General features: G+C 34.8%; 19 protein-coding genes and 2 pseudogenes. 13 read left to right on the top strand and 8 right to left on the bottom strand.

The window, feature by feature from the left end; translation table 11 throughout:
- Positions 1-2: 2 nt before the first annotated feature.
- Positions 3-2,663: a preprotein translocase subunit SecA gene (secA, locus tag AAGD66_RS02460; RefSeq protein ID WP_341814531.1), complete on the bottom strand. Its 2,661-nt coding sequence runs from the start codon at positions 2,661-2,663 to the stop codon at positions 3-5.
- Between the two features lie 237 nt (positions 2,664-2,900).
- On the opposite strand from secA, the gene AAGD66_RS02455 reads away from it, so the two are divergent.
- The 4 genes and pseudogenes from AAGD66_RS02455 (at position 2,901) to AAGD66_RS02440 (ending at position 7,157) form a co-directional block, all read left to right on the top strand.
- On the top strand, positions 2,901-3,023 hold the full coding sequence (locus AAGD66_RS02455) for a hypothetical protein (protein ID WP_265024426.1): 123 nt from the start codon (positions 2,901-2,903) through the stop codon (positions 3,021-3,023).
- 218 nt (positions 3,024-3,241) lie between these two features.
- Complete coding sequence (locus tag AAGD66_RS02450) at positions 3,242-3,844, top strand: hypothetical protein (protein WP_341814530.1); 603 nt, start codon at positions 3,242-3,244, stop codon at positions 3,842-3,844.
- A gap of 35 nt (positions 3,845-3,879) precedes the next feature.
- Positions 3,880-4,642: pseudogene (locus tag AAGD66_RS02445) on the top strand (IS5 family transposase).
- A gap of 616 nt (positions 4,643-5,258) precedes the next feature.
- The gene (locus AAGD66_RS02440; protein ID WP_341814529.1) at positions 5,259-7,157 is read left to right on the top strand and encodes a tetratricopeptide repeat protein; all 1,899 of its coding nucleotides are present in this window, start codon (positions 5,259-5,261) and stop codon (positions 7,155-7,157) included.
- Here AAGD66_RS02440 and AAGD66_RS02435 read toward each other — a convergent pair.
- Positions 7,139-7,901: pseudogene (locus AAGD66_RS02435) on the bottom strand (IS5 family transposase). The gene AAGD66_RS02440 and the pseudogene AAGD66_RS02435 sit on opposite strands and share 19 nt — an antisense overlap.
- A 76-nt stretch (positions 7,902-7,977) precedes the next feature.
- On the opposite strand from AAGD66_RS02435, the gene AAGD66_RS02430 reads away from it, so the two are divergent.
- Genes AAGD66_RS02430 through AAGD66_RS02405 form a run of 6 tightly spaced genes read left to right on the top strand, consistent with a single transcriptional unit; the run spans position 7,978 to position 11,001 of the window.
- On the top strand, positions 7,978-8,667 hold the full coding sequence (locus AAGD66_RS02430) for a hypothetical protein (protein WP_341814528.1): 690 nt from the start codon (positions 7,978-7,980) through the stop codon (positions 8,665-8,667).
- A complete protein-coding gene (locus AAGD66_RS02425) occupies positions 8,667-9,014 on the top strand; it encodes a phage tail protein (RefSeq protein ID WP_264377036.1) in 348 nt (115 codons plus the stop codon). Before AAGD66_RS02430 ends, AAGD66_RS02425 begins: the two co-directional genes overlap by 1 nt.
- A complete protein-coding gene (locus AAGD66_RS02420; protein ID WP_138264887.1) occupies positions 9,011-9,217 on the top strand; it encodes a tail protein X in 207 nt (68 codons plus the stop codon). Before AAGD66_RS02425 ends, AAGD66_RS02420 begins: the two co-directional genes overlap by 4 nt.
- Complete coding sequence (locus AAGD66_RS02415) at positions 9,217-10,179, top strand: phage late control D family protein (protein ID WP_264377035.1); 963 nt, start codon at positions 9,217-9,219, stop codon at positions 10,177-10,179. The genes AAGD66_RS02420 and AAGD66_RS02415 overlap by 1 nt, the downstream gene beginning before the upstream one ends.
- Positions 10,180-10,235: 56 nt before the next feature.
- On the top strand, positions 10,236-10,745 hold the full coding sequence (locus tag AAGD66_RS02410) for an ankyrin repeat domain-containing protein (RefSeq protein ID WP_138264885.1): 510 nt from the start codon (positions 10,236-10,238) through the stop codon (positions 10,743-10,745).
- Positions 10,746-10,782: 37 nt separating this feature from the next.
- Positions 10,783-11,001, top strand: coding sequence for a hypothetical protein (locus AAGD66_RS02405; protein WP_138264884.1), 219 nt, complete (start codon positions 10,783-10,785; stop codon positions 10,999-11,001).
- Here the strand turns inward: AAGD66_RS02405 and AAGD66_RS02400 are convergent, their stop codons facing one another.
- The gene (locus AAGD66_RS02400; protein WP_138264883.1) at positions 11,002-11,523 is read right to left on the bottom strand and encodes a phospholipase D family protein; all 522 of its coding nucleotides are present in this window, start codon (positions 11,521-11,523) and stop codon (positions 11,002-11,004) included.
- Between AAGD66_RS02400 and AAGD66_RS02395 the strand changes: the two genes are divergently transcribed.
- Positions 11,524-12,441: a patatin-like phospholipase family protein gene (locus AAGD66_RS02395; protein WP_264377034.1), complete on the top strand. Its 918-nt coding sequence runs from the start codon at positions 11,524-11,526 to the stop codon at positions 12,439-12,441. It begins immediately after the preceding gene.
- A gap of 95 nt (positions 12,442-12,536) precedes the next feature.
- Here AAGD66_RS02395 and AAGD66_RS02390 read toward each other — a convergent pair whose 3' ends face one another.
- The 5 genes from AAGD66_RS02390 to AAGD66_RS02370 form a co-directional block, all read right to left on the bottom strand.
- Positions 12,537-13,451, bottom strand: coding sequence for a helix-turn-helix domain-containing protein (locus AAGD66_RS02390; RefSeq protein ID WP_405197540.1), 915 nt, complete (start codon positions 13,449-13,451; stop codon positions 12,537-12,539).
- A gap of 38 nt (positions 13,452-13,489) precedes the next feature.
- A complete protein-coding gene (locus AAGD66_RS02385; RefSeq protein WP_264377032.1) occupies positions 13,490-14,410 on the bottom strand; it encodes a helix-turn-helix domain-containing protein in 921 nt (306 codons plus the stop codon).
- Positions 14,411-14,488: 78 nt separating this feature from the next.
- Entirely contained in the window at positions 14,489-15,673 is a 1,185-nt protein-coding gene (locus AAGD66_RS02380; protein WP_264377031.1) for a hypothetical protein, read from the bottom strand.
- Between the two features lie 107 nt (positions 15,674-15,780).
- Positions 15,781-16,437 carry a RadC family protein gene (locus AAGD66_RS02375; protein ID WP_264688692.1) on the bottom strand — a complete coding sequence of 219 codons (657 nt, stop codon included), beginning with the start codon at positions 16,435-16,437 and terminating at the stop codon, positions 15,781-15,783.
- 172 nt (positions 16,438-16,609) lie between these two features.
- Entirely contained in the window at positions 16,610-17,518 is a 909-nt protein-coding gene (locus AAGD66_RS02370) for a helix-turn-helix domain-containing protein (protein ID WP_264688691.1), read from the bottom strand.
- A 120-nt stretch (positions 17,519-17,638) separates the two neighbouring features.
- Between AAGD66_RS02370 and AAGD66_RS02365 the strand changes: the two genes are divergently transcribed.
- Together AAGD66_RS02365 and AAGD66_RS02360 are read left to right on the top strand one after the other, a co-directional pair.
- Positions 17,639-18,568, top strand: coding sequence for an Rpn family recombination-promoting nuclease/putative transposase (locus tag AAGD66_RS02365; protein ID WP_262986565.1), 930 nt, complete (start codon positions 17,639-17,641; stop codon positions 18,566-18,568).
- Positions 18,569-18,754: 186 nt separating this feature from the next.
- Positions 18,755-19,714, top strand: coding sequence for an IS5 family transposase (locus tag AAGD66_RS02360; RefSeq protein ID WP_341814527.1), 960 nt, complete (start codon positions 18,755-18,757; stop codon positions 19,712-19,714).
- Position 19,715: the final 1 nt, after the last annotated feature.

The following is a 19,715-nucleotide window of genomic DNA, read 5'->3' as shown; positions in this document are numbered from 1 at the left end:
TATTAATTCACCACAGTAACCGCGCCGTGGCAGTGTTTGTACTTCTTTCCAGAATTACAAGGGCACTTGTCGTTTCTTGAGACTTTGGGAAGTCTGCTATTTCTAGCAGAATGTAACCTATTGCCTATCTCTTGGTTATCTGCCAACTTAAAGTGCGCTAGGCGGTGAATGGTGAGTTCCTTCCATTTTTCAAGCATTGACTCAAACATCAAGAAAGCTTCGCGTTTAAATTCATTCAGTGGATCTTTCTGCCCCATGGCACGTAGGCTTATGCTTTGTCTTAGGCTCTCTAGAACTGAAAGGTGTTCCCTCCATAAATGATCAAGTGTCATTATCATCATTTGCTTCACGATCGTATTCCACAAATCTGTAGTGTGCTGACTGTTGAAATATTTTTCTTTCTCAGTAAAAAATTCTTGTATCTTATCATTTATATAATCCAAAGCTTCTTGTTTGTTTAAAAACTTTGCTAAATCTTCTTTATCAAGCGTTATTCCATACCTTGTATGGAATTCTTTGACTATATCTTCAATATAATCCTCATAATAGCCACTTTGGACTATACCTTCTATTACGCTCTCATTTACTTCGCTATATACTTCAAGTAAATCATTAATTTCGTTGCCTAAGATATTGTTTCTCTGCTTAAAAATAACTTTACGTTGGTTATTGATTACGTCATCAAACTTAAGTAGAGATTTCCGCACGTCATAGTTTCTAGCTTCAACTTTCTTTTGCGCTTTCTCAAGTGCCTTATTGATCCATGGATGATGAATAGCTTCGTTATTCTTTAACCCTACTTTTTGTAAAAAGCTTCTCATTCTATCAGAACCAAATATTCTCATTAGGTCATCTTCGAGCGATAAAAAGAACTTAGAAAGTCCAGGATCACCCTGACGGCCAGAACGGCCACGTAATTGATCATCTATTCTCCTGCTTTCATGTCTTTCGGTTCCAACCACACATAAACCACCAGCTTTTATAGCAATTTCCTTATCTTTTTTTACTCTTTCAACTATTTCTTGATATTTTTTTTCTCTTTCATCAGCATTTTTTATCTTCTTTAGCTCCACCTTTGCGATCATTTCAGCATTTCCACCAAGCTGAATATCAGTTCCACGTCCTGCCATGTTAGTTGCTATAGTGACACTACCTGGCACCCCAGCTTGCGCTATTATGTACGCCTCTTGTTCATGATAACGAGCATTCAATACTGAATGCTTAAGAGAATGGCTTTGCAAAAGCGCAGAAAGCTTCTCAGAGTTTTCGATGCTCACCGTGCCAACAAGGACCGGTTGAAGGCGTTTGTGGCATTCTTCTATAAACTTCAATACAGCATTAAATTTTTCCTTTTCTGTACCGTAAATTTCATCATCAATATCAACTCTTTTTACAGATACATTGGTTGGAATTTTTACTACATTTAATCTGTATATATCACGAAACTCTTCTGCCTCTGTTGCTGCTGTTCCAGTCATTCCGGAAAGTTTATTGTACATACGAAAGTAATTCTGAAATGTGACCGATGCTAAAGTTTGGTTTTCATGCTGAATTTCAAGATTCTCCTTCGCTTCAAGTGCCTGATGAAGACCATCGGAATATCTCCTGCCCTCCATCATACGCCCAGTAAATTCATCAATAATCACTACCTTTCCATCTTTCACTATATAATCTTTATCAGCAGTGAACAGCTTATGTGCACGTAATGCTTGGTCCATATAATGAGTCATTATCATGCTGTCAGTATCATAGAGCGAGGAATTTTCAGGAATGAGATTGTATGATCTTAGTAGTTCCTCCACTCGTGAAATACCATCTTCAGTCAAGAATACCGTTCTACCTTTTTCATCTACTTCATAATCAGAGTCAACTAATTTGGTTACTATTTTATTGATATGCTTATATATCTGATTGTTTTCCTCAACCGGGCCAGAAATAATAAGCGGAGTGCGAGCTTCATCAATGAGTATTGAGTCCACTTCATCAACTATTCCGTAGTGAAAGCCTCTCTGAACCATGTCTTCTTGAGAAAATTTCATATTGTCTCGCAGGTAATCAAAGGCAAGCTCGTTATTTGTGGAATACATGATATCTGCACTGTAAGCCTCTTTCCTCTCTTCGTCTGTCAAGTTATTCGTAATAAACGCAACAGAAACCCCAAGAGAATTATATAATTTGCTCATCCACTCTGTGTCTCGTTTTGCAAGGTAGTCATTAACAGTTACGACGTGTACGCCTTTCCCTTCTAAGGAATTTAGATATGCTGCTAAAGTTGCAACGAGTGTCTTTCCCTCTCCTGTTTTCATTTCTGATATCATACCATTGTGGAGCACCATTCCACCAATCAGTTGAACATCAAAGTGCCTCATGTTAAGAAACCTTCGAGAGGCTTCACGCACAACTGCAAATGCAGGTACGAGAAGATCATTTAACGTTTTCCCATTTTTCAATTCTTGTTTGAATTCTTCAGTTTTACCAGCAAGCTCCTCATCAGATAAACTCTGCATTTCTGTTTCTAATGCATTTATTTGCTGAACAATTTTCCTAAAGGATTTTATTATCTTCTTGTTTGTGGAACCAAATATCTTTCTTATAAAAAAGAATGACAACGTAAAAATGAAAAATATAAGAATGGCTGTCAAAATTAGCGGAGAATCTAGCATAAACTTAAGTAACGTCTTATTTAATATGAGATTATATTACTAAATGCAGCCTACAGCAATTACATATTAGATTCGGGGAATCCTTATTCATATACTAAGGTAATAAACAAAGGAACACTTCCAACCCTGTTCTTGCAGGCACTGTTATTGAAATATTAAAGAATCTGTTGCATTATCTTAGGCACTTGGTGACTTTAATTTTTTATAGAAAGAAGTTATTCGTAGGTTTAGTAGGGTATGAATGTAGAAAATAAACAGTCTGAAATACTTAGTAATCGTATATTTAAGAAGAGAGATGGCACATCAACAGGTGATCATGGTTGCAAGTATGAAGTAAAATTATTAATGCTGTATCTATAGCACTTCTCGCAATAGTCCGAATAGGATAAGATATGTGCTTATGGCTATGGTAGAGCAGTAGCATATTATGATCTGTTCGGATTATTGTAAAAAGAGCTATACTTTATGGGTTAAGTAGTAAAATTGACTTTTGGTTAGCATCAAACATAGAAGGTTTTGGAGCCTTTGATGATATTTTTTTTGAGTATAAAGATCAGAAGAACAAATCGAGAATTATCTTGGTTCAAGCTAAACACCGTAACGACCCTAGTTCATCAGCGAATATTACTTTTGAAGATTTGTTTATTGATGGAAACAATAGAAAGCGACAGAAAGAGGATTTCGGGTTAAACAAATATTTTGAATCTCATCCTGAGATTAAGCAAAACCCTGAGTATAAGAACAGTGATATTACACTTGTCATTCATGCTAATGTTAATGTGAACTTAAAAAAAGGTACAGAAAAGCAAGGCAAAGTAGAAACATTAGAGGAGTATCTGGAAGAGTCAAAGTTAACAGATGATAACATTTTAAGTATTTATGAAGGTCACAGAGGAACGTGCTACAAAATAAAAAATCATATTGAACTGAAAAAATACTTCAGTTGCGGCAGTGAAGATGAAATAGAAGATTTTTTACTTAGAATAAGGTTTGTAGTTAATCAACCTAATCATTCAAAATTAGATGATATTATTAAGAAAGAAATAGGGAGTATATACAAAATATCAGGCAAGAAAAACATTGACATGGTTTTTGACTTTGCACGCGGGAAGGTAGAAAAATGGTGGGAACAACAGGGTAGCGAAGTTTCTTATCTAGGTCTTGTCGACATAAAAAAATAGTGATATAGAGTACTCTTTATTAATAGGTAAAGAGAATGCTATATGATTTAAAAGATGAGCAATGGGAGAGAATAAAAAACAGTCTGCCAGGTAAGGAAGGAGATAGAGGAAGAAGCGCAAAAGATAACAGGAGATTCGTAGCTGCAATAATGTGGATAGGTAGAACAGGAGCAACATGGAGAGCATTGCCGGCTGAGTATGGAAAATGGTCAAGTGTACATAAACGTTTTATAAGGTGGGCAAAATCTGGTGTTTGGCAGATGATTTTCAACACATTAGCTGTTAATGGAGACACAGAGTGGCTCATGATAGACTCAACAATAATCAGGGCACATCAACATGCTGCTGGTGCAAGAAAAAAATGTGGAAACTGGTAGACAAGAACAAGAGCTGGGACGGTGCAAAGGAGGATTTTCAAGCAAATTACACGCTGCTTGTGATGCTTTGGGCAACCCACTGAGATTCTTTGTTACTGCAGGGCAAAGATCGGATTACGTAAAAGCTTTAGACCTGATAGAAGGCAAGAACATGGAGGCACTTATTGCCGATAAAGGGTATGACGCAAATTATATGATTGAGGCTGCAGAAGCTGTAAATGCTGAGCCAGTAATCCCACCGCGTTCCAACAGAAAAACACCAAGAGAATATGACAAAGAATTGTATAAAGAGAGAAACTTAATCGAAAGGATGTTCAACAAAATCAAGCACTTCCGCAGAGTTGCTACACGCTACGACAAATTGGCTATAGCTTTTCTGTCTTTTGTTCACATTGCTGGCATTTATCTTTGGTTAAAATAAATGTCGACACTGCCTAACAAGAAAAGACAATTATTTTAAGGAAGCCATAGAACATCTTTATAGTCTCAAACTTAAGGAAGATCTACCTGAATTTTGGCAAGTCCCTCTTCGAAATTATAACTTTGTCGGCAGAGAAGCGCTGCTAGATAAAATAGAAGAATGCCTGAAAGCTAATGATACAGCAACACTAGTTGCTTGTCATGGAATAGGTGGAATAGGTAAAACACAATTAGCATTAGAATTTATTTGGAGTAAGCTCCAAAAATATAGATGGATAATTTGGCTTGATACACGAGATAGAAATACTTTAATTAACGAGTACATCAAGTTAGGACGTGGACTAAACGTTATTCATGGTTACAGAGAAAACGTTCGTGAAGAAGATCACGCCAAGCATGTTAAGTATTGGCTAGAACACCCTGAACGTGCTGGGTGGCTACTGATATGCGATAACGCTCCTAACTACAAAGATATAGCAGATTTACTTCCTATAGAAGGAGGAAAGATATTATTAACTTCTCGTTATACATTTGGCTGGCCACAACCACAGAACACTATTTCTGTTGATGTTTTTGAACCTGGAGAATCAAGGAGCTACATTTGTAAGATACTAGAAGTGGAAGGAACAAAGCTAGATATAATTCAAGTGGATGCATTAGCAAAGACATTAGGTCATTTACCTTTAGCTTTAGCCCAAGCAAGCGCTTATATAAAGAAAACAGGTATAAATATTTCAGACTATTTGAAATTATATAACGATAGAAAACGAGCTTTATTATCTGATGAAACATTGCTTGAAACATTTCCAGCCGACGCTAATAGAGAGACTGCAGCAATAGTGTATGTTACATGGGACATCACAGTAGAAGCAATAAAAAAAGAATCCTTATTGGCAGCTAACTGGCTTACTGCTTGTGCTTACTTAGATGGTAGTCCTATTCCTCAATCTTTACTAGAAATCTTTGCTGATAATCAAGAAAATAATCCTTCCTTAGAAACTTTCCATGAAGCGTTTGGAATATTAATAAGTTACTCCATGTTAACTACCAAAAAAGATCATAGTATGTTAATACACAGCTTGGTTCAAGAAGTTATAAGGCTAAAGTCAGAGAAAAGTGGAAAAACTAAAGAAGACATAAAGACTGTTTTTCAACTATTACAAAAGGGTTTTCCTTACCACAGTGATAAACTAGAAGATTATGCTAAGAAACGACAATTATTACCACATTTAGAAGCATTTTTATCACACATGGATAATTTGCTAGAAAAAAATTCTTCAGAAAAGCAAACAATAGAAAAGGATTATCTTTTAGATTTGTTAATGTGGATTAATGATGGATACTCTGATTTAGGTAACCCTAAAAGACAAAAGGAGTTGATCGAATGGATTTTACCTATTCTTCAGAGGCATTTTATCCCTGATTATGAAATTGCTACACTGCTGGTAAGTCTTGGTATTGCTTATAATGCTTTAGACAATCCTCGGAACGCAAAAGAGTTGTTTGAATGGGCTTTACCTATTCTTGAGAAATATTATGGTTCTGATTGTCCTAAAGTTGCTGTTGCACTGACAAACCTTGGTAACGCTTATGAGGATTCGGGTAATCCTCATAAAGCAAAAAAGTTGTTTGAATGGGCTTTACCTATTTTTGAGAAACATTATGGCTCTGATCATCCTAAAGTTGCTGTCATACTGACAAACCTTGGCCACGCTTATGAGAATTTAGATAATCCCCGGAGAGCAAAAAAGTTGTTTGAGCAAGCTTTAGCAATTCAAGAGAAACATTATGGACTTGATCATTTCGAAGTTGCTAAACTACGGGCAAACCTCGGTCTTGTTTGTTATGCTTTGGGTGATCTTCAGAAAGCAAAGGAGCTGTCTGAACGGGCTTTACCTATTTTTGAGAAACATTACGGTCCTGACCATCTTGAATTTGCTAAACTGTTGTCAAACTTAGGTGTCATTTATGGGGGTCTAGGTTATCATAAGAAAAGAAAGAGGTTACTTGAACGGGCTTTAGCAATCAAAAGGAAACATTACAGGTCTGACCATTTCGAAGTTGCTATACTGCTGGTAAATCTTGGTATTGCTCATAATGCTTTAGGTAGTTCTCAGAAAGCAAGAGAGTTGCTTGAACGTGCTTTACCTATTTTTGAAAAACACTATGGCCCTGATCACCCGGAAGTTGCTAAACTACTGGTAACCCTTGGCATTACTTATGGCATTTTAGGTAAACATAAGAAAAATCAAGAGTTGCTTAAACGGGCTTTGCCTGTTTTTAAGAAACATTATGGCCCTGATCATCCAGAAATTGCTATTATACTAATAAGCCTCGGCATCTCTCATGGGGACTTAGGTGACCACGAGAAACAAAAGGAGCTGTTTGAACAGGCCTTGCCTATTCTTGAAAAACATTATGGCCCTGATCACCCGGAAGTTGCTACACTACTGATAAACCTAAGCGACGCCTATGGTGCTCTAGGCAGTGTCGACATTTATTTTAACCAAAGATAAATGCCAGCAATGTGAACAAAAGACAGAAAAGCTATGGCCAATTTGTCGTAGCGTGTAGCAACTCTGCGGAAGTGCTTGATTTTGTTGAACATCCTTTCGATTAAGTTTCTCTCTTTATACAATTCTTTGTCATATTCTCTTGGTGTTTTTCTGTTGGAACGCGGTGGGATTACTGGCTCAGCATTTACAGCTTCTGCAGCCTCAATCATATAATTTGCGTCATACCCTTTATCGGCAATAAGTGCCTCCATGTTCTTGCCTTCTATCAGGTCTAAAGCTTTTACGTAATCCGATCTTTGCCCTGCAGTAACAAAGAATCTCAGTGGGTTGCCCAAAGCATCACAAGCAGCGTGTAATTTGCTTGAAAATCCTCCTTTGCACCGTCCCAGCTCTTGTTCTTGTCTACCAGTTTCCACATTTTTTTCTTGCACCAGCAGCATGTTGATGTGCCCTGATTATTGTTGAGTCTATCATGAGCCACTCTGTGTCTCCATTAACAGCTAATGTGTTGAAAATCATCTGCCAAACACCAGATTTTGCCCACCTTATAAAACGTTTATGTACACTTGACCATTTTCCATACTCAGCCGGCAATGCTCTCCATGTTGCTCCTGTTCTACCTATCCACATTATTGCAGCTACGAATCTCCTGTTATCTTTTGCGCTTCTTCCTCTATCTCCTTCCTTACCTGGCAGACTGTTTTTTATTCTCTCCCATTGCTCATCTTTTAAATCATATAGCATTCTCTTTACCTATTAATAAAGAGTACTCTATATCACTATTTTTTTATGTCGACAAGACCTAGGATATGGGTTTACATTGCTAGGAAGCACGATTTTTGGTCTTAAAGCAAACCTAATTGGAGTATTTTCGTTTTTATCAGCTACAGTTTTTCCTGCAGTAATAACAGGGCTAAGAGCAATATCACTAGCTGTAATAACTAACCCTATAGGACTTTTAATTGCTGGACTTGTTACTGGAGCAGCTCTTGTTATAACTAACTGGCAAAAAGTGAAGGAATTCTTTGCTAGCTTTTGGGAGTACATAAAATCTATAATAAAACCTATAGGAGAAGCTTTTTCATGGATGGGAAGCACTGTCAGTAGTATATTTGGAAAAATCTCAAAAGATAGTCCGATTAAAGAATTTAAAAATAAAGGAACTGTTGTTAATACGCTTTCTAAAAATAGTATTTTCAGTAATGGAGATCCCTTGCTAGGCAATAGTGCAATTAAAGGAATTTCTGGTAGAAAAAGTAATTTTGAAAAGTTTAAAGTAACAGATGAAAAAAGGTCTGTAGAAGATTATAAAACTGATATGGAGTTAATAAAGAATAGGTTTGAAGGTAAAGAATCGAAAATGTATAACCAAACATTCAACCAGACGTTTAATATAAGTGTCAAAGCAGAACCAAATCAAGATGTACGCAGTATTGCAGATGCAGTAATAGAAAGGTTTAGAGAGCAAGCACGTAGTGCACTTTTTGATACAATTGAAGAGCTGCATTGATGTTGCTTGGAAAATGTAAGATTGAACCAATAAGCTTGAGATACAATAAAGAAGAGGGGTGGCATACAATTGAGTGCATTGAAAAAACATTGCTACAAAACATCGGTTCAGGTATTGAATGTATTGATCTGACAGGTGTGATTTATCCATATTATCAGAATAATGGTCTAGAACAGTTGAAAAATATTCATAATACTCAAGAGCCACATGTTCTAGTTGATTATTCAGGAAGTGTACTTGGAAACTTCGTTATCACTAGCGTAGAAGAAAAAAAGACATCATTCTTTCCTAGTGGACAGCCAAGAAAAGTAGAGTTTCAAATAAAATTAAAAAATTATAACAAATGATTGAGTATTATACTAAAGAAAATGAAATGTTAGATTATATTTGCTGGAAGCACTATGGATACAGTAGTGGAGCTGTAGAAGTAGTTCTAGAGGCTAATCCTGGTCTTGCAGAGTATGGTAGCTTTTTGCCTGCTGAAATCAAGATTAAGCTTCCTAAAATTCAGAAAATATCTCAAGAGTCTGTTACAAATATTTTAGAATAATGACTCCAGATTTTAATCTAATAGCAGAAGATAACCAACTAACAGAGAAATTAAAAAAGAGTTTAATATCGTTACGTGTCATTGACGGATCAGGTACTACAAATGATGAAGTTGAGATATGTCTTGATTATAGCTCCAGTGCATCAAAACTTAAAGGTAAATTACAGATCTTTCTCGGGTATAAAGAAACGGGATTACTGCCTATGGGGGTATATAAGGCAGATGAAATTACTGTACAAAGCCCATCACAAACTATAAGAATAAAATGTAATGCTGCAAGTTTAAGGGGATCATTAAAGGAAAAAATATCAAGGGAATGGAAGGACATTACTTTAGGAGATTTAATTAAGGAGATAGCACAAAAGCATGGGTATGAAGGTAAAATTGCCGAGAAGTTTGAAAATATATTTATACCGCATGCCACTCAAACAGACGAAAGTGATATAAATTTTCTGGAAAGATTAGGTCAGGATTATGATGCATTAGTAAAACCGGCAGGAGGATATATAATTTTCATACCAAAAGGAGAAGGGAAGTCAGCAACTGGCAAGATATTAGGTACAACAACCTTAACACCTAAAGATGTAATAAATTGGAAGGCAAATTTTAATGTGCGTAGTAGGTACGGGTCTGTTATTGCGAAATGGCATAGTTATGAAAGAGGAAAAACCATAGAAGAAAAGGTAGGAAATGAAGATCCAAGCTATACCTTACAAGCACTTTACTCTAGTGCAGAATTAGCGATCAGTGCAGCAACTGCTAAATTAAAACAGCTAAAACGTAGCACATCAATTTTAAACATAACTGTTCCTGGTAATCCTACACTATTTGCAGAAGCAAAAATTAGTCTTTCAGGATTTTGTCAGGAAATTGAAGGGGAATGGATAATTAGCAAGGCAGAACATGTTTTAAACAGTAGGGGATACCAAACTATGGTAGATGCAATGGTAAACAGAGAATAAGAGAATTTTAAGAAAATAGTTATTTAATACTAGATGGTTATGATTTACAGCGTTTTGTGAATAGGAATGTGAGAAGACTTTTTCGTAATGATGGTCTAATTTTATTAATAGTACTGGTAGTATGTATTGTAGTTATATGTTCTTCTTTGTTTGATAAGGGAGATAAAAATCACAATACTGAATTGGAAATCGCAACTAAAAATTGTGACTTAGAGGCTGTGAAGTCTTTAATGAAAAGTGATGTAAATATTGGTGAAAAGGCACTACGTTATTCTGCAGGAAATGGATGCTTAGAAGTCATAAAGTTTTTAGTAGAAGGAGGTGTCGATATTAACGCAGCTAATAAATTTAAGTGGACAGCACTACATTCTGCGACAGATAAAGGACATTTGGAAATTGTTGAGTTTCTGTTAGAGCAAGGGGCAAATCCTAACGTTAAGGATAACGACGGAAAAAGCCCTAGAAAAATAGCTGTAATGGAATCAAGACACAATAAAGATAAATCATATAGAGAAATAATAAAGCTACTTGCTCAAGCCGAAGACCAGCACAGATCAAAAAAATAATCCTTTATCAGCAATTATTCATAGTAAATTTATATCCATGCAAAATCAAAAAGTACCATTAGCAGTAATAGTCACATTATTAATCCAAACTGTAGCATTCATATGGTGGTTGTCCAAGCTAGACTCACAAGTACAACTCCACGACAAGATAATTGAACATGGGTTAATGGAGAAAGTGCTTGTACTTGAGGAAAGGGTAAAAAACTTATCAGAAGATCTTAATGAATTTAAGATTAATAACTCAAAATGCAAATGACTACTCTTTCACAGGTTGATAAAGCTTGGATTGCGACTGACGGTCATACCAATTTTTCACGTATTTCTTAACCAATAGGTCGTTATTTTCAATGATCAGCAAATTTTCTGTGTTCCTTTCTTGAGCCGAATAAGTAAAATTAAATGAACCAGTGATGATTTTTTGGTTATCGATAATAATCACTTTACTGTGTGCAATGGCTGGTTTATAGTCTATGTATATTGGTATTCCTTGTGTAAACAAATGATTTATAACGCTATATTTTGAGCTAAGCTGAGATTCATCCAAAATAACTTCCACACTGACACCACGCTCCTTTGCTCGAATCAAAGATTTTGCAATGGGCTTGGAAGTAAATTCATAGGCTTGCATAAATATAGACTTTTTGGACCCATCTATCACATCAATTATCTGTTCAGTGCAATTTCCATTTGGAGTAAAGCAAACCGTAGTTTTTGGACAAAACGTACACCCAAATAGAAATGAACATATTAAGAATAACAGTGCAATATATCTCAACATATGACTAAATTTATACTATCCATTGATGGTGGTGGCATAAGAGGAATAATACCAGCAATAATATTAGCAGAAATAGAGCAAAGGACAAGAAAACCGATAGCTGAAATCTTTGATCTTATTGCAGGGACCTCAACCGGTGGAATTGTTGTAGCGGGATTATGTAGAAAAGATGAACGGGGAAATCCCCAATATTCAGCCAATGATTTAGTCGAGCTTTACCAAAAGTACGGAGCATATATTTTTAAATCTTCATTTTTGAGAAGATCAATATTTTCTTGGCTTAATTGCGCACAATACCCACATAAAAATATTGAATTTGTATTGGATAAATATTTTGGAGAGGATATTCTAAAAAACACTTTAAGTAATGTGTTGATTACGAGTTACGATATTCAGAATCACTGCCCATTTTTCTTTAAAAGCTGGAAAGAAGGTAATATTAAGCTGAAAGATGCACTCAGAGCTGCAACGGCTGCACCTACTTACTTTGCACCTAAATATCTTAAAATCAACCACAAGGAAATGGTATTAGTGGATGGAGGGGTGTTTGCCAATAATCCAGCAGCTTGTGCATATGCAAGTGGTAAGAGGTTATTTCCAAATGATGATATTCTACTGTTATCGATAGGTACTGGAAGAACAGATAGAAGCATAGCCAATTCAAAGAGATTTGGAAAAATAGGCTGGATAAAACCTTTGTTAAATGTGATGTTTGCCTCTGGATTAGACTGCGTAAATTATCAGATGAATCAAGTAATAGGCAATAGATACGTAAGAATACAATCGCAATTGAAAATAGCATCACCTGACATGGATAATATTACATCAAAAAATATCAGATCTCTTCAGCAAGAGGCAAATGCAATGATAGAGGATAACCAGAAATTAATAGATAAACTTTGCGATTTCATATCTTAATTTATACCAAGCAAAATTCAACTGAGCCAAAAAAGTTGGTTAGCAAATTCTACTGGTTAAATCATTAACTAACTTTACTTATATCTTAAAGATATTCAATTTTCACACTCACCCAACTCATCAACAGTTAGGCCACTTGCTCGCACAATAATATCAATTGCAACACCGGCCTTAACTAGATCTTTTGCAACCTTGATCCTTTCTATTTTTTTAACTTTTTCTTTGCTACTTTTCATATCTTCAGATAGAGATTTGACTAATGATTCTTGTTCTCTGTACTCATCCATTAAACTCAATAGCTTTTTGCTTTCTCTTGTTTTAGGTAGCAGAGCTTTAATATTCACTGATAATTCTCCTGCTATTTCATATAATTTATCTAATGATATGGCAGTATACCCTTTTTCATATTCGTGTATTTCCTTGAGTGTTACACCAACTTTATCCGCCAAATCTTTTTGAGTGTATCTCCTTATCAATCTCCATTCTCTTATTCTTTGTCCTATTCTGTAATATATAGAATCAGCGCAGATTTCTCTCTCTGTACTATCATACTCGTAAATAGATAAACCCGTTGCCTGGGAAATTATGTCAACTAAAACTCCTTCTTTTACTAGATTTTTTGCTATTTCCAACCTTGCTTCTTCTTGATTAATTTTTTCGCTAATATGAACAAACCTGACTAATGAAGGTACTATCTTACCTAACTTTTGATTCTCGTATATTTTCGTTAGATAGAGTATTTCTTCGTCTTCATCTTTATACTCTCTTACTGTTATTGGTTTAGGTAATAGATCTACAGCATTAACTGATAATACTCTTGCTATTACATATAGTACTCCAATTGGAATAGGAGTATAACCATTCTCATAGCTGTTCACTTCTTGGTATGTTAAACCTACTTGACCTGCTAATCCTATTTGAGTATGACCTCGCATTAACCTACAATTTTCTATTCTTTGCCCTATTCCGTAACTAACATTGCTTGCAGAAACAAACACATATACCTCCATTTAAGAAAAAAACTCTATTACTATAATTTTTCCACGAGCTACCCATCTAAAACTATATCAACAGGTAAACCTACCGATTGCAAAATAATATCAATAGAAATTCCCCCTTTTACTAGATCCTTTGCAACTTTAATCCTTTCTATCTCTCTCACTTTCTCCTCACAAATACGTATTCCCTCAAACAGAGATTTTATTAGTGCATTACGTAGTTCTTGGCTCTCAATTTCTTTGTATTCTTTAATTAAATTCGGTAGTTCATTTTCCACTCTACTACCTTCATCTTTCTCTATTAGTAGATCTGTAATACTAATCGATAATGTTTCTGCTATCTCATATAATTTTCCCAGTGGAGTAGCTACGCGTCCTTGTTCATAGTTGCTTACTTCGTGACGGGTTGTACTCATTTTCTCTCCTAAATCTTTTTGAGTATACTCTCTCACTAGCCTCCATTCTTTTATCTTTTTTCCTATTTTGTAATATATAGAATCAACTTTTTCTTCAACACATTCATCAGCAGATAGGCCAATTGCTTGTGAAACAATATCAACAGAAACTCCTGCTTTAACCAGACTCTTTGCAATTTTTATTTTTTCCGATTTTCTACTACTTTTTTCACTGACTTGGACAAATTTGGTTAGCAAACAAAACATTCTACGTAACTCCTGATCGTTAATCTTTTTATATTCTCTTACTAGATTTAATATTTCTTCTCCCTCATCTTCAAGACAGATTTTTGATACAGGAATGAGATCAGTGATACTTACTGACAATGCTTCTGCTATAGCGTACAACCTTTCGATTGAAATTCCACGGTTCCCTTTCTCATATTGCAGTATCACCCAATACTTTACACCAATTTTCTCAGCTAAATCCTTCTGAGTATACCCACTCTCTAACCTCCAACTTTTCACTTTTTCCCCTACTTCACAGTCTAGACTTTTTTCCACGAAAACAACCATGCGTATAATATTTTCTACTATAGCTCAGATATAACGGTAGAAAAAACCTCTGGAACCTTAAAGTTTGCTGTAGACGCATTAAAGTTCCCTAAAGGTTTCTTTACTACCTCCACATACCCTATTTACCCATGAAGACAATACTTCATCATTGCTAATCTCTTTTATAGCATACTTTTCACTCCATATGCCACATCTAGTGAAACCACCTCTTTCTACCGCTTCTTTAAGTTTCACTCCTCCAAAGAGACAATTTTTTCCTATTTCTTCGCCTCTTTTTTGTAACTCAGCCCACATTTCCTTGTTTTCTACTCTGACTTGTACTTGATCATATTTTTTTACATCGTGGTACAATATAACATTTAGCTTACCAATGCTCGTAGGAAACTCTAACATGACAGAGCTGCCATTTGACATATCGGTATAGTTTCTTACACCTCCTTTCTCACTTTTAACCTCAACTGCATCATTACCAATTTTTAAAATATTACTTCCTAACTCTCTCAGTATTTTGGCTACCTCTACCTTGCTATCCCCAGAAAATTCTATATACGATGTTGTATTGTCTATCTCAATATCTATTAATTCTCCTTCTTGCACAGCACTTTCGCCAGCTTTCTCTAGTTCTTCTAGTCTCTCATCTAGCTGTGGCTGAACTTCTGGCTGTAGCTCATTATAGATTTCACCTATCAGTTTATTCTGCAATAAAGTATCATGAAACTCTGCACCGCTTAACATTAATTTACGTATTAGCTTTTTACGATCAGCCTTATCAAATTTATGAAAATGTGTACCTAATACTACATATTCTGCAAAACTCCATTCGCCATCATTACATGCATTTAGCCTTGCTCCAGAAGTTAGTACTTGGTCTACAGCCTTGTGCAGTTCATTTGGACTTTTTGCTCTTACCACAGCACTCTTAAACCAGCTCAACTTTTCGCTTTCGCTTATACTTGGCTTTATTTTTTGCAAAGCTGAAGTAAATGGATTTAAATCTTCTGCTTGATCATTTAAAGGTTTTGTGCCATATATGTAATCAAGTCCCTTTCCGTAGTTGATTTGAACGTCTCTATTAGGGAAGGGCACTTCTCCAAACTTTTTAGCCTTATTAATTTTGCTTACAAAGGTGGACTGCTGGTTAACACGACCAATTCCTATAATAGCATTTAACATCTCACCTTCTGATAATTTATCAAGATCAACGTTTAATTGATAAGTACCTCCTTTTTTATCATCAAAAGGTACAATTATTTTATTACCCATATTATCCTCACTATTAAAAATACTTTTTAAGCGTACAATAAACTTTATTATTATACATTCTACTACTCATTATAAATTATAGTGAGTAGATTTGCAAATACTTTCTGCTATAACAATCCGTTTTCTCGAAAGCTGAAATAGCCTCCACTTGTGATGATAATATGGTCAAACAATTTTACGCTTACAGTACTACATGCTGCTGCTAAGCTCTTCGTTACTGCTTGATCTTCTTCTGACGGCTCTAAGCTCCCTCCAGGGTGGTTGTGTGACATTATTATTGATGTTGCATTTTTTATTAATGCTTTTTTTATAATCTCCTTTATATACACCGGTGCTTTTTCCATTTCACCAATATAGGATTCTTCTCCGATTAATTGGCGCCTCTTATTCAAATACAGTATTTTTACACATTCCCTTTCTGAATGGCCTATACTTACGTTTAAGTACTCTACTAGCCCTTGTAAGTCCATTATTGGCTCACTCTTGAGTTTTTCTCTCATTACCCTTTCTAGCGTTTCCTTAACACACATAATCATTGCTACTGCAGAATCAGTCACTCCTTCTATAACTTTCAGGTCATCCATTTCTCTACCTAAAATCCTTCCTACTCCCGTATAGCTATTCACTAGATTTTTAGCAATTTCTTGAGCCTGTGGCCTTTCATGTACTGCACTTAAAAACGTTTCCATTATTTCACGATCAAGTAGTGCTTTGCCTTTGCTTTCTAATATTCTGAATTCGATTTCTTCTTTACTTTTATTCATATAATTTACCCTTCACTAACAACAAACTTTTTTTAAATATTTACTGCTGTTTTTTTATCAGCATTGGCATAGAGCCATAGCTTTCGAGTGAAGTCAAATCAATTTTTCAATCTTTTTTACTTATTTTTTCATGAATGGGTGAAGATATTAATATATGGTGATTTTTTTTATTTTAAACTTGTTGAATTTCGCCTAAAGAGAGACCTGTTATTTGCAAAATAATATCGGTAGAAATTCCTTCTTTTACTAAATCTTTTGCAATTTTGATTCTTTCTTCTTCTCTAATTTTCTCCTCACAAATTTGTATGCTTTTAAACATAGATTTTATTAGTACATTACGTAGTTCTTGGCTCTCAATTTCTTTGTATTCTTTAATCAAATCAGGTAGCTCACTTTCCACTTTACTACCTTCATCTTCTTCTATTAGTAGATCTGTAATATTAATCGATAATGTTTCCGCTATTGCATACAATTTTTCCAGTGGAATAGCCACACGTCCTTGTTCATAGTTGCTTATTTCGTCACGTGTTGTATCCATTTTCTCAGCCAAATCCTTCTGAGTATATTCCCGTACTGCCCTCCATTCTTTTATCTTTCTTCCTATTTGGCAGTAGATAGAACCAACTTTTTCTTCAACATATTCATCAGCAGAAAGGCCTATTGTTTTTGAAACAGTATCAACAGAAACTCCTGCTTTAACCAGACCTTTTGCAATTTTTATTCTCTCTGTTTTTTTACTACTTTTCTCACTAACTTGAACAAATTTGGTTAATAAACAAAACATCCTACGTAACTCATGATCGTTAATCTTTTTATATTCTCTTATTAGATTTAGTTCCTCATTTTTAAAGTAGGCTTTCTCATTTGATACAGGAATTAGGTCTACAATACCAATCGACAATATCTCTGCTATAGCGTACAACTTTTCAATCGAAATTTTTCGTGTTCCTTTTTCATATTGTAGTACTACTTGATACGTTACGCCAATTTTTCCCGCTAAATCTTTTTGAGTATAACCTCGCTTTAACCTCCAGCTCCTTACTTTTTGTGCTATCTGGTACCTTATCGAGATATTTGCCATAAATATTATATAGGTTAATACTATCAAATAAAGATATACAAAAACTTCTATGTTTGCATTTTAGTTGAATATTTCTTCACAATTGTGTATAATCATTAATGCTTTTTAGGTTAATTCGTCATGGCTCTTTCGAAATTTCTTGATCCCAAAAATGACTTGAGCTTTAAAAAGATCTTTGGCTCTGAAAAGAATAAAAATATCTTAATTCACTTCCTCAACGATATCTTAGGTTTTTCTACTTCTGATCAAATAATGGAAATTGAATTCCTTAGTACCATTATGGATCCTGAAATTGCCTCTGACAAACAAAGCATTGTTGATGTTCTTTGCAAAGACTCTATTGGTAATAGATTTGTTATCGAAATGCAACTCGCTCGTGATAAAGGCTTTGAGAAACGTGCTCAACTTTATGCTGCTAAAGCTTACTCTCGGCAATTAGATAAATCTGGTAATTACATTCATCTTCAGAAAGTCTTCTTTATTGCTATTTCCAATTGTAACCTTCTGCCTGAAGAAGTTGACTATATTTCTACTCATAATATACGCGATATCAAAACCAATGGGCATTACTTGAAAGATTTACAATTTGTCTTTATTGAGTTGCCTAAATTTACAAAAAATAAGGTAGAGCAATTAGAGAATACTACAGAGAGATGGTGTTTCTTTTTTAAATACGCAGAAGATACAACTGAAGAAGATCTAAAAAAGATAGCAGCAGAAGCTCCGATAATAAAGCTAGCATATGATGAATTAGACAGGTTTCGCTGGAATGAAAAGGATTTGATCGCATATGAAGAAAGAATATTGAGCGTGCAGAAAGAAAACGCTATCCTTGCTCAAAAACTCGATGATGCTAAACATGAAGGAATCCAAATTGGAGAAGAGAAAGGCAGGAAAGAAGGCATCCAAATCGGCCATGAAAAAGGTAAAATTGAAGGTAAAATTGAAGTTGCAAAAAATTCACTCAAGGCCGATGTCCCTATAGATGTTATAGCTCAAATTACCGGTCTCTCTCATTCTGAAATTTTACAACTCAGGGAAAAAACATAAATACTACAACTTATTCACTTCAACATTTATGAAAATCTTCTTTAAGTTAGATATATTCCCTAATTAAGAATGGCTTTGTTGCATAGCTAGTGTTGGTTGAGGTTATTGTAAGAAGAAAAGCTTTTTAATATATGGCTACTAACGCATTTTGTTGTAAAATAGGCATTTTTCAAACAAGTACAACTTATGCCACAAAAAATGAGAGTAAGTAACCAAAGAGAATATAACGAGTTTCTCAAAAAAAGAGGAAATGTTTTTCATTTTGTTAATCAAGCCATAGAAAATTGGTATGAAAATAGTCCAAAAGTTGCAGGTGGCAATAACACTTATAGTGATAAAGTTGTAATTTTAATACACATAATAGTTCATCTTTTTAGAATTGGCTTGAGACAAGCTGTAGGTTTTGTAAAAGGTTATATGGTACAAATAGGCAAAAAACTTAAGATTATCAGCTATACACAAGCTTCCAGAAGATTTAAAAAGCTTAATTTGAAGATTGATGACCATAGAAGCAATAAAGATGATCTGGAAAATGTTGAAATTGCCGTAGATAGCACTAGAGTTAGTATCTACAATAATAACGGTGGGCATAGTAAGCTTAATATTCGAAAAAGAAAATACAGTGGTTATGGTCAAGTAAGAAAATTACATGTTGTTTTAAACATAAATGATAAGAAAGCAATAAGCATGAACTACACTAGTGGTGTTGCTGTAGACTATTTGCCGATCTGCGATATGTTAGAAGAAGTCAGTGATAAATATAACATTTGTTCTATTCGAGCAGATGCGGCTTATGATATAAAAAGTGTGTATAAAGAATGCAGAAAATACAATATTGTGCCTATTATTCGCCCTAGGAAGGATACTAAAATTTGTTTAGCTGACTACTTATCAGAAAGAAACAAGTATATTAGTAGAATTAGGTCATATGAGAATTATGAAGATGGTATTAATGAATGGAAGAAAAAAGTTAAGTATGGAGCACGGTCTTATATTGAAGTCTTTTTCTATAGGTTGAAGCAAATATTTGGGTTTGGCTTGAAAAATAAATCAGAGGTAAATCGTGAAAAAGAGCTGTTAATTAAGTGCTACTTATTGAACAAATTTACTGATATAGGTATGGCTGAATTTAAATTAGCTGCGTAAA

The sequence above is a fragment of the Wolbachia endosymbiont (group A) of Dendrolimus pini genome (assembly GCF_964026835.1).
Taxonomy (GTDB): Bacteria; Pseudomonadota; Alphaproteobacteria; order Rickettsiales; family Anaplasmataceae; genus Wolbachia; species Wolbachia pipientis.
This window is presented reverse-complemented; position numbering and strand designations above follow the sequence as displayed.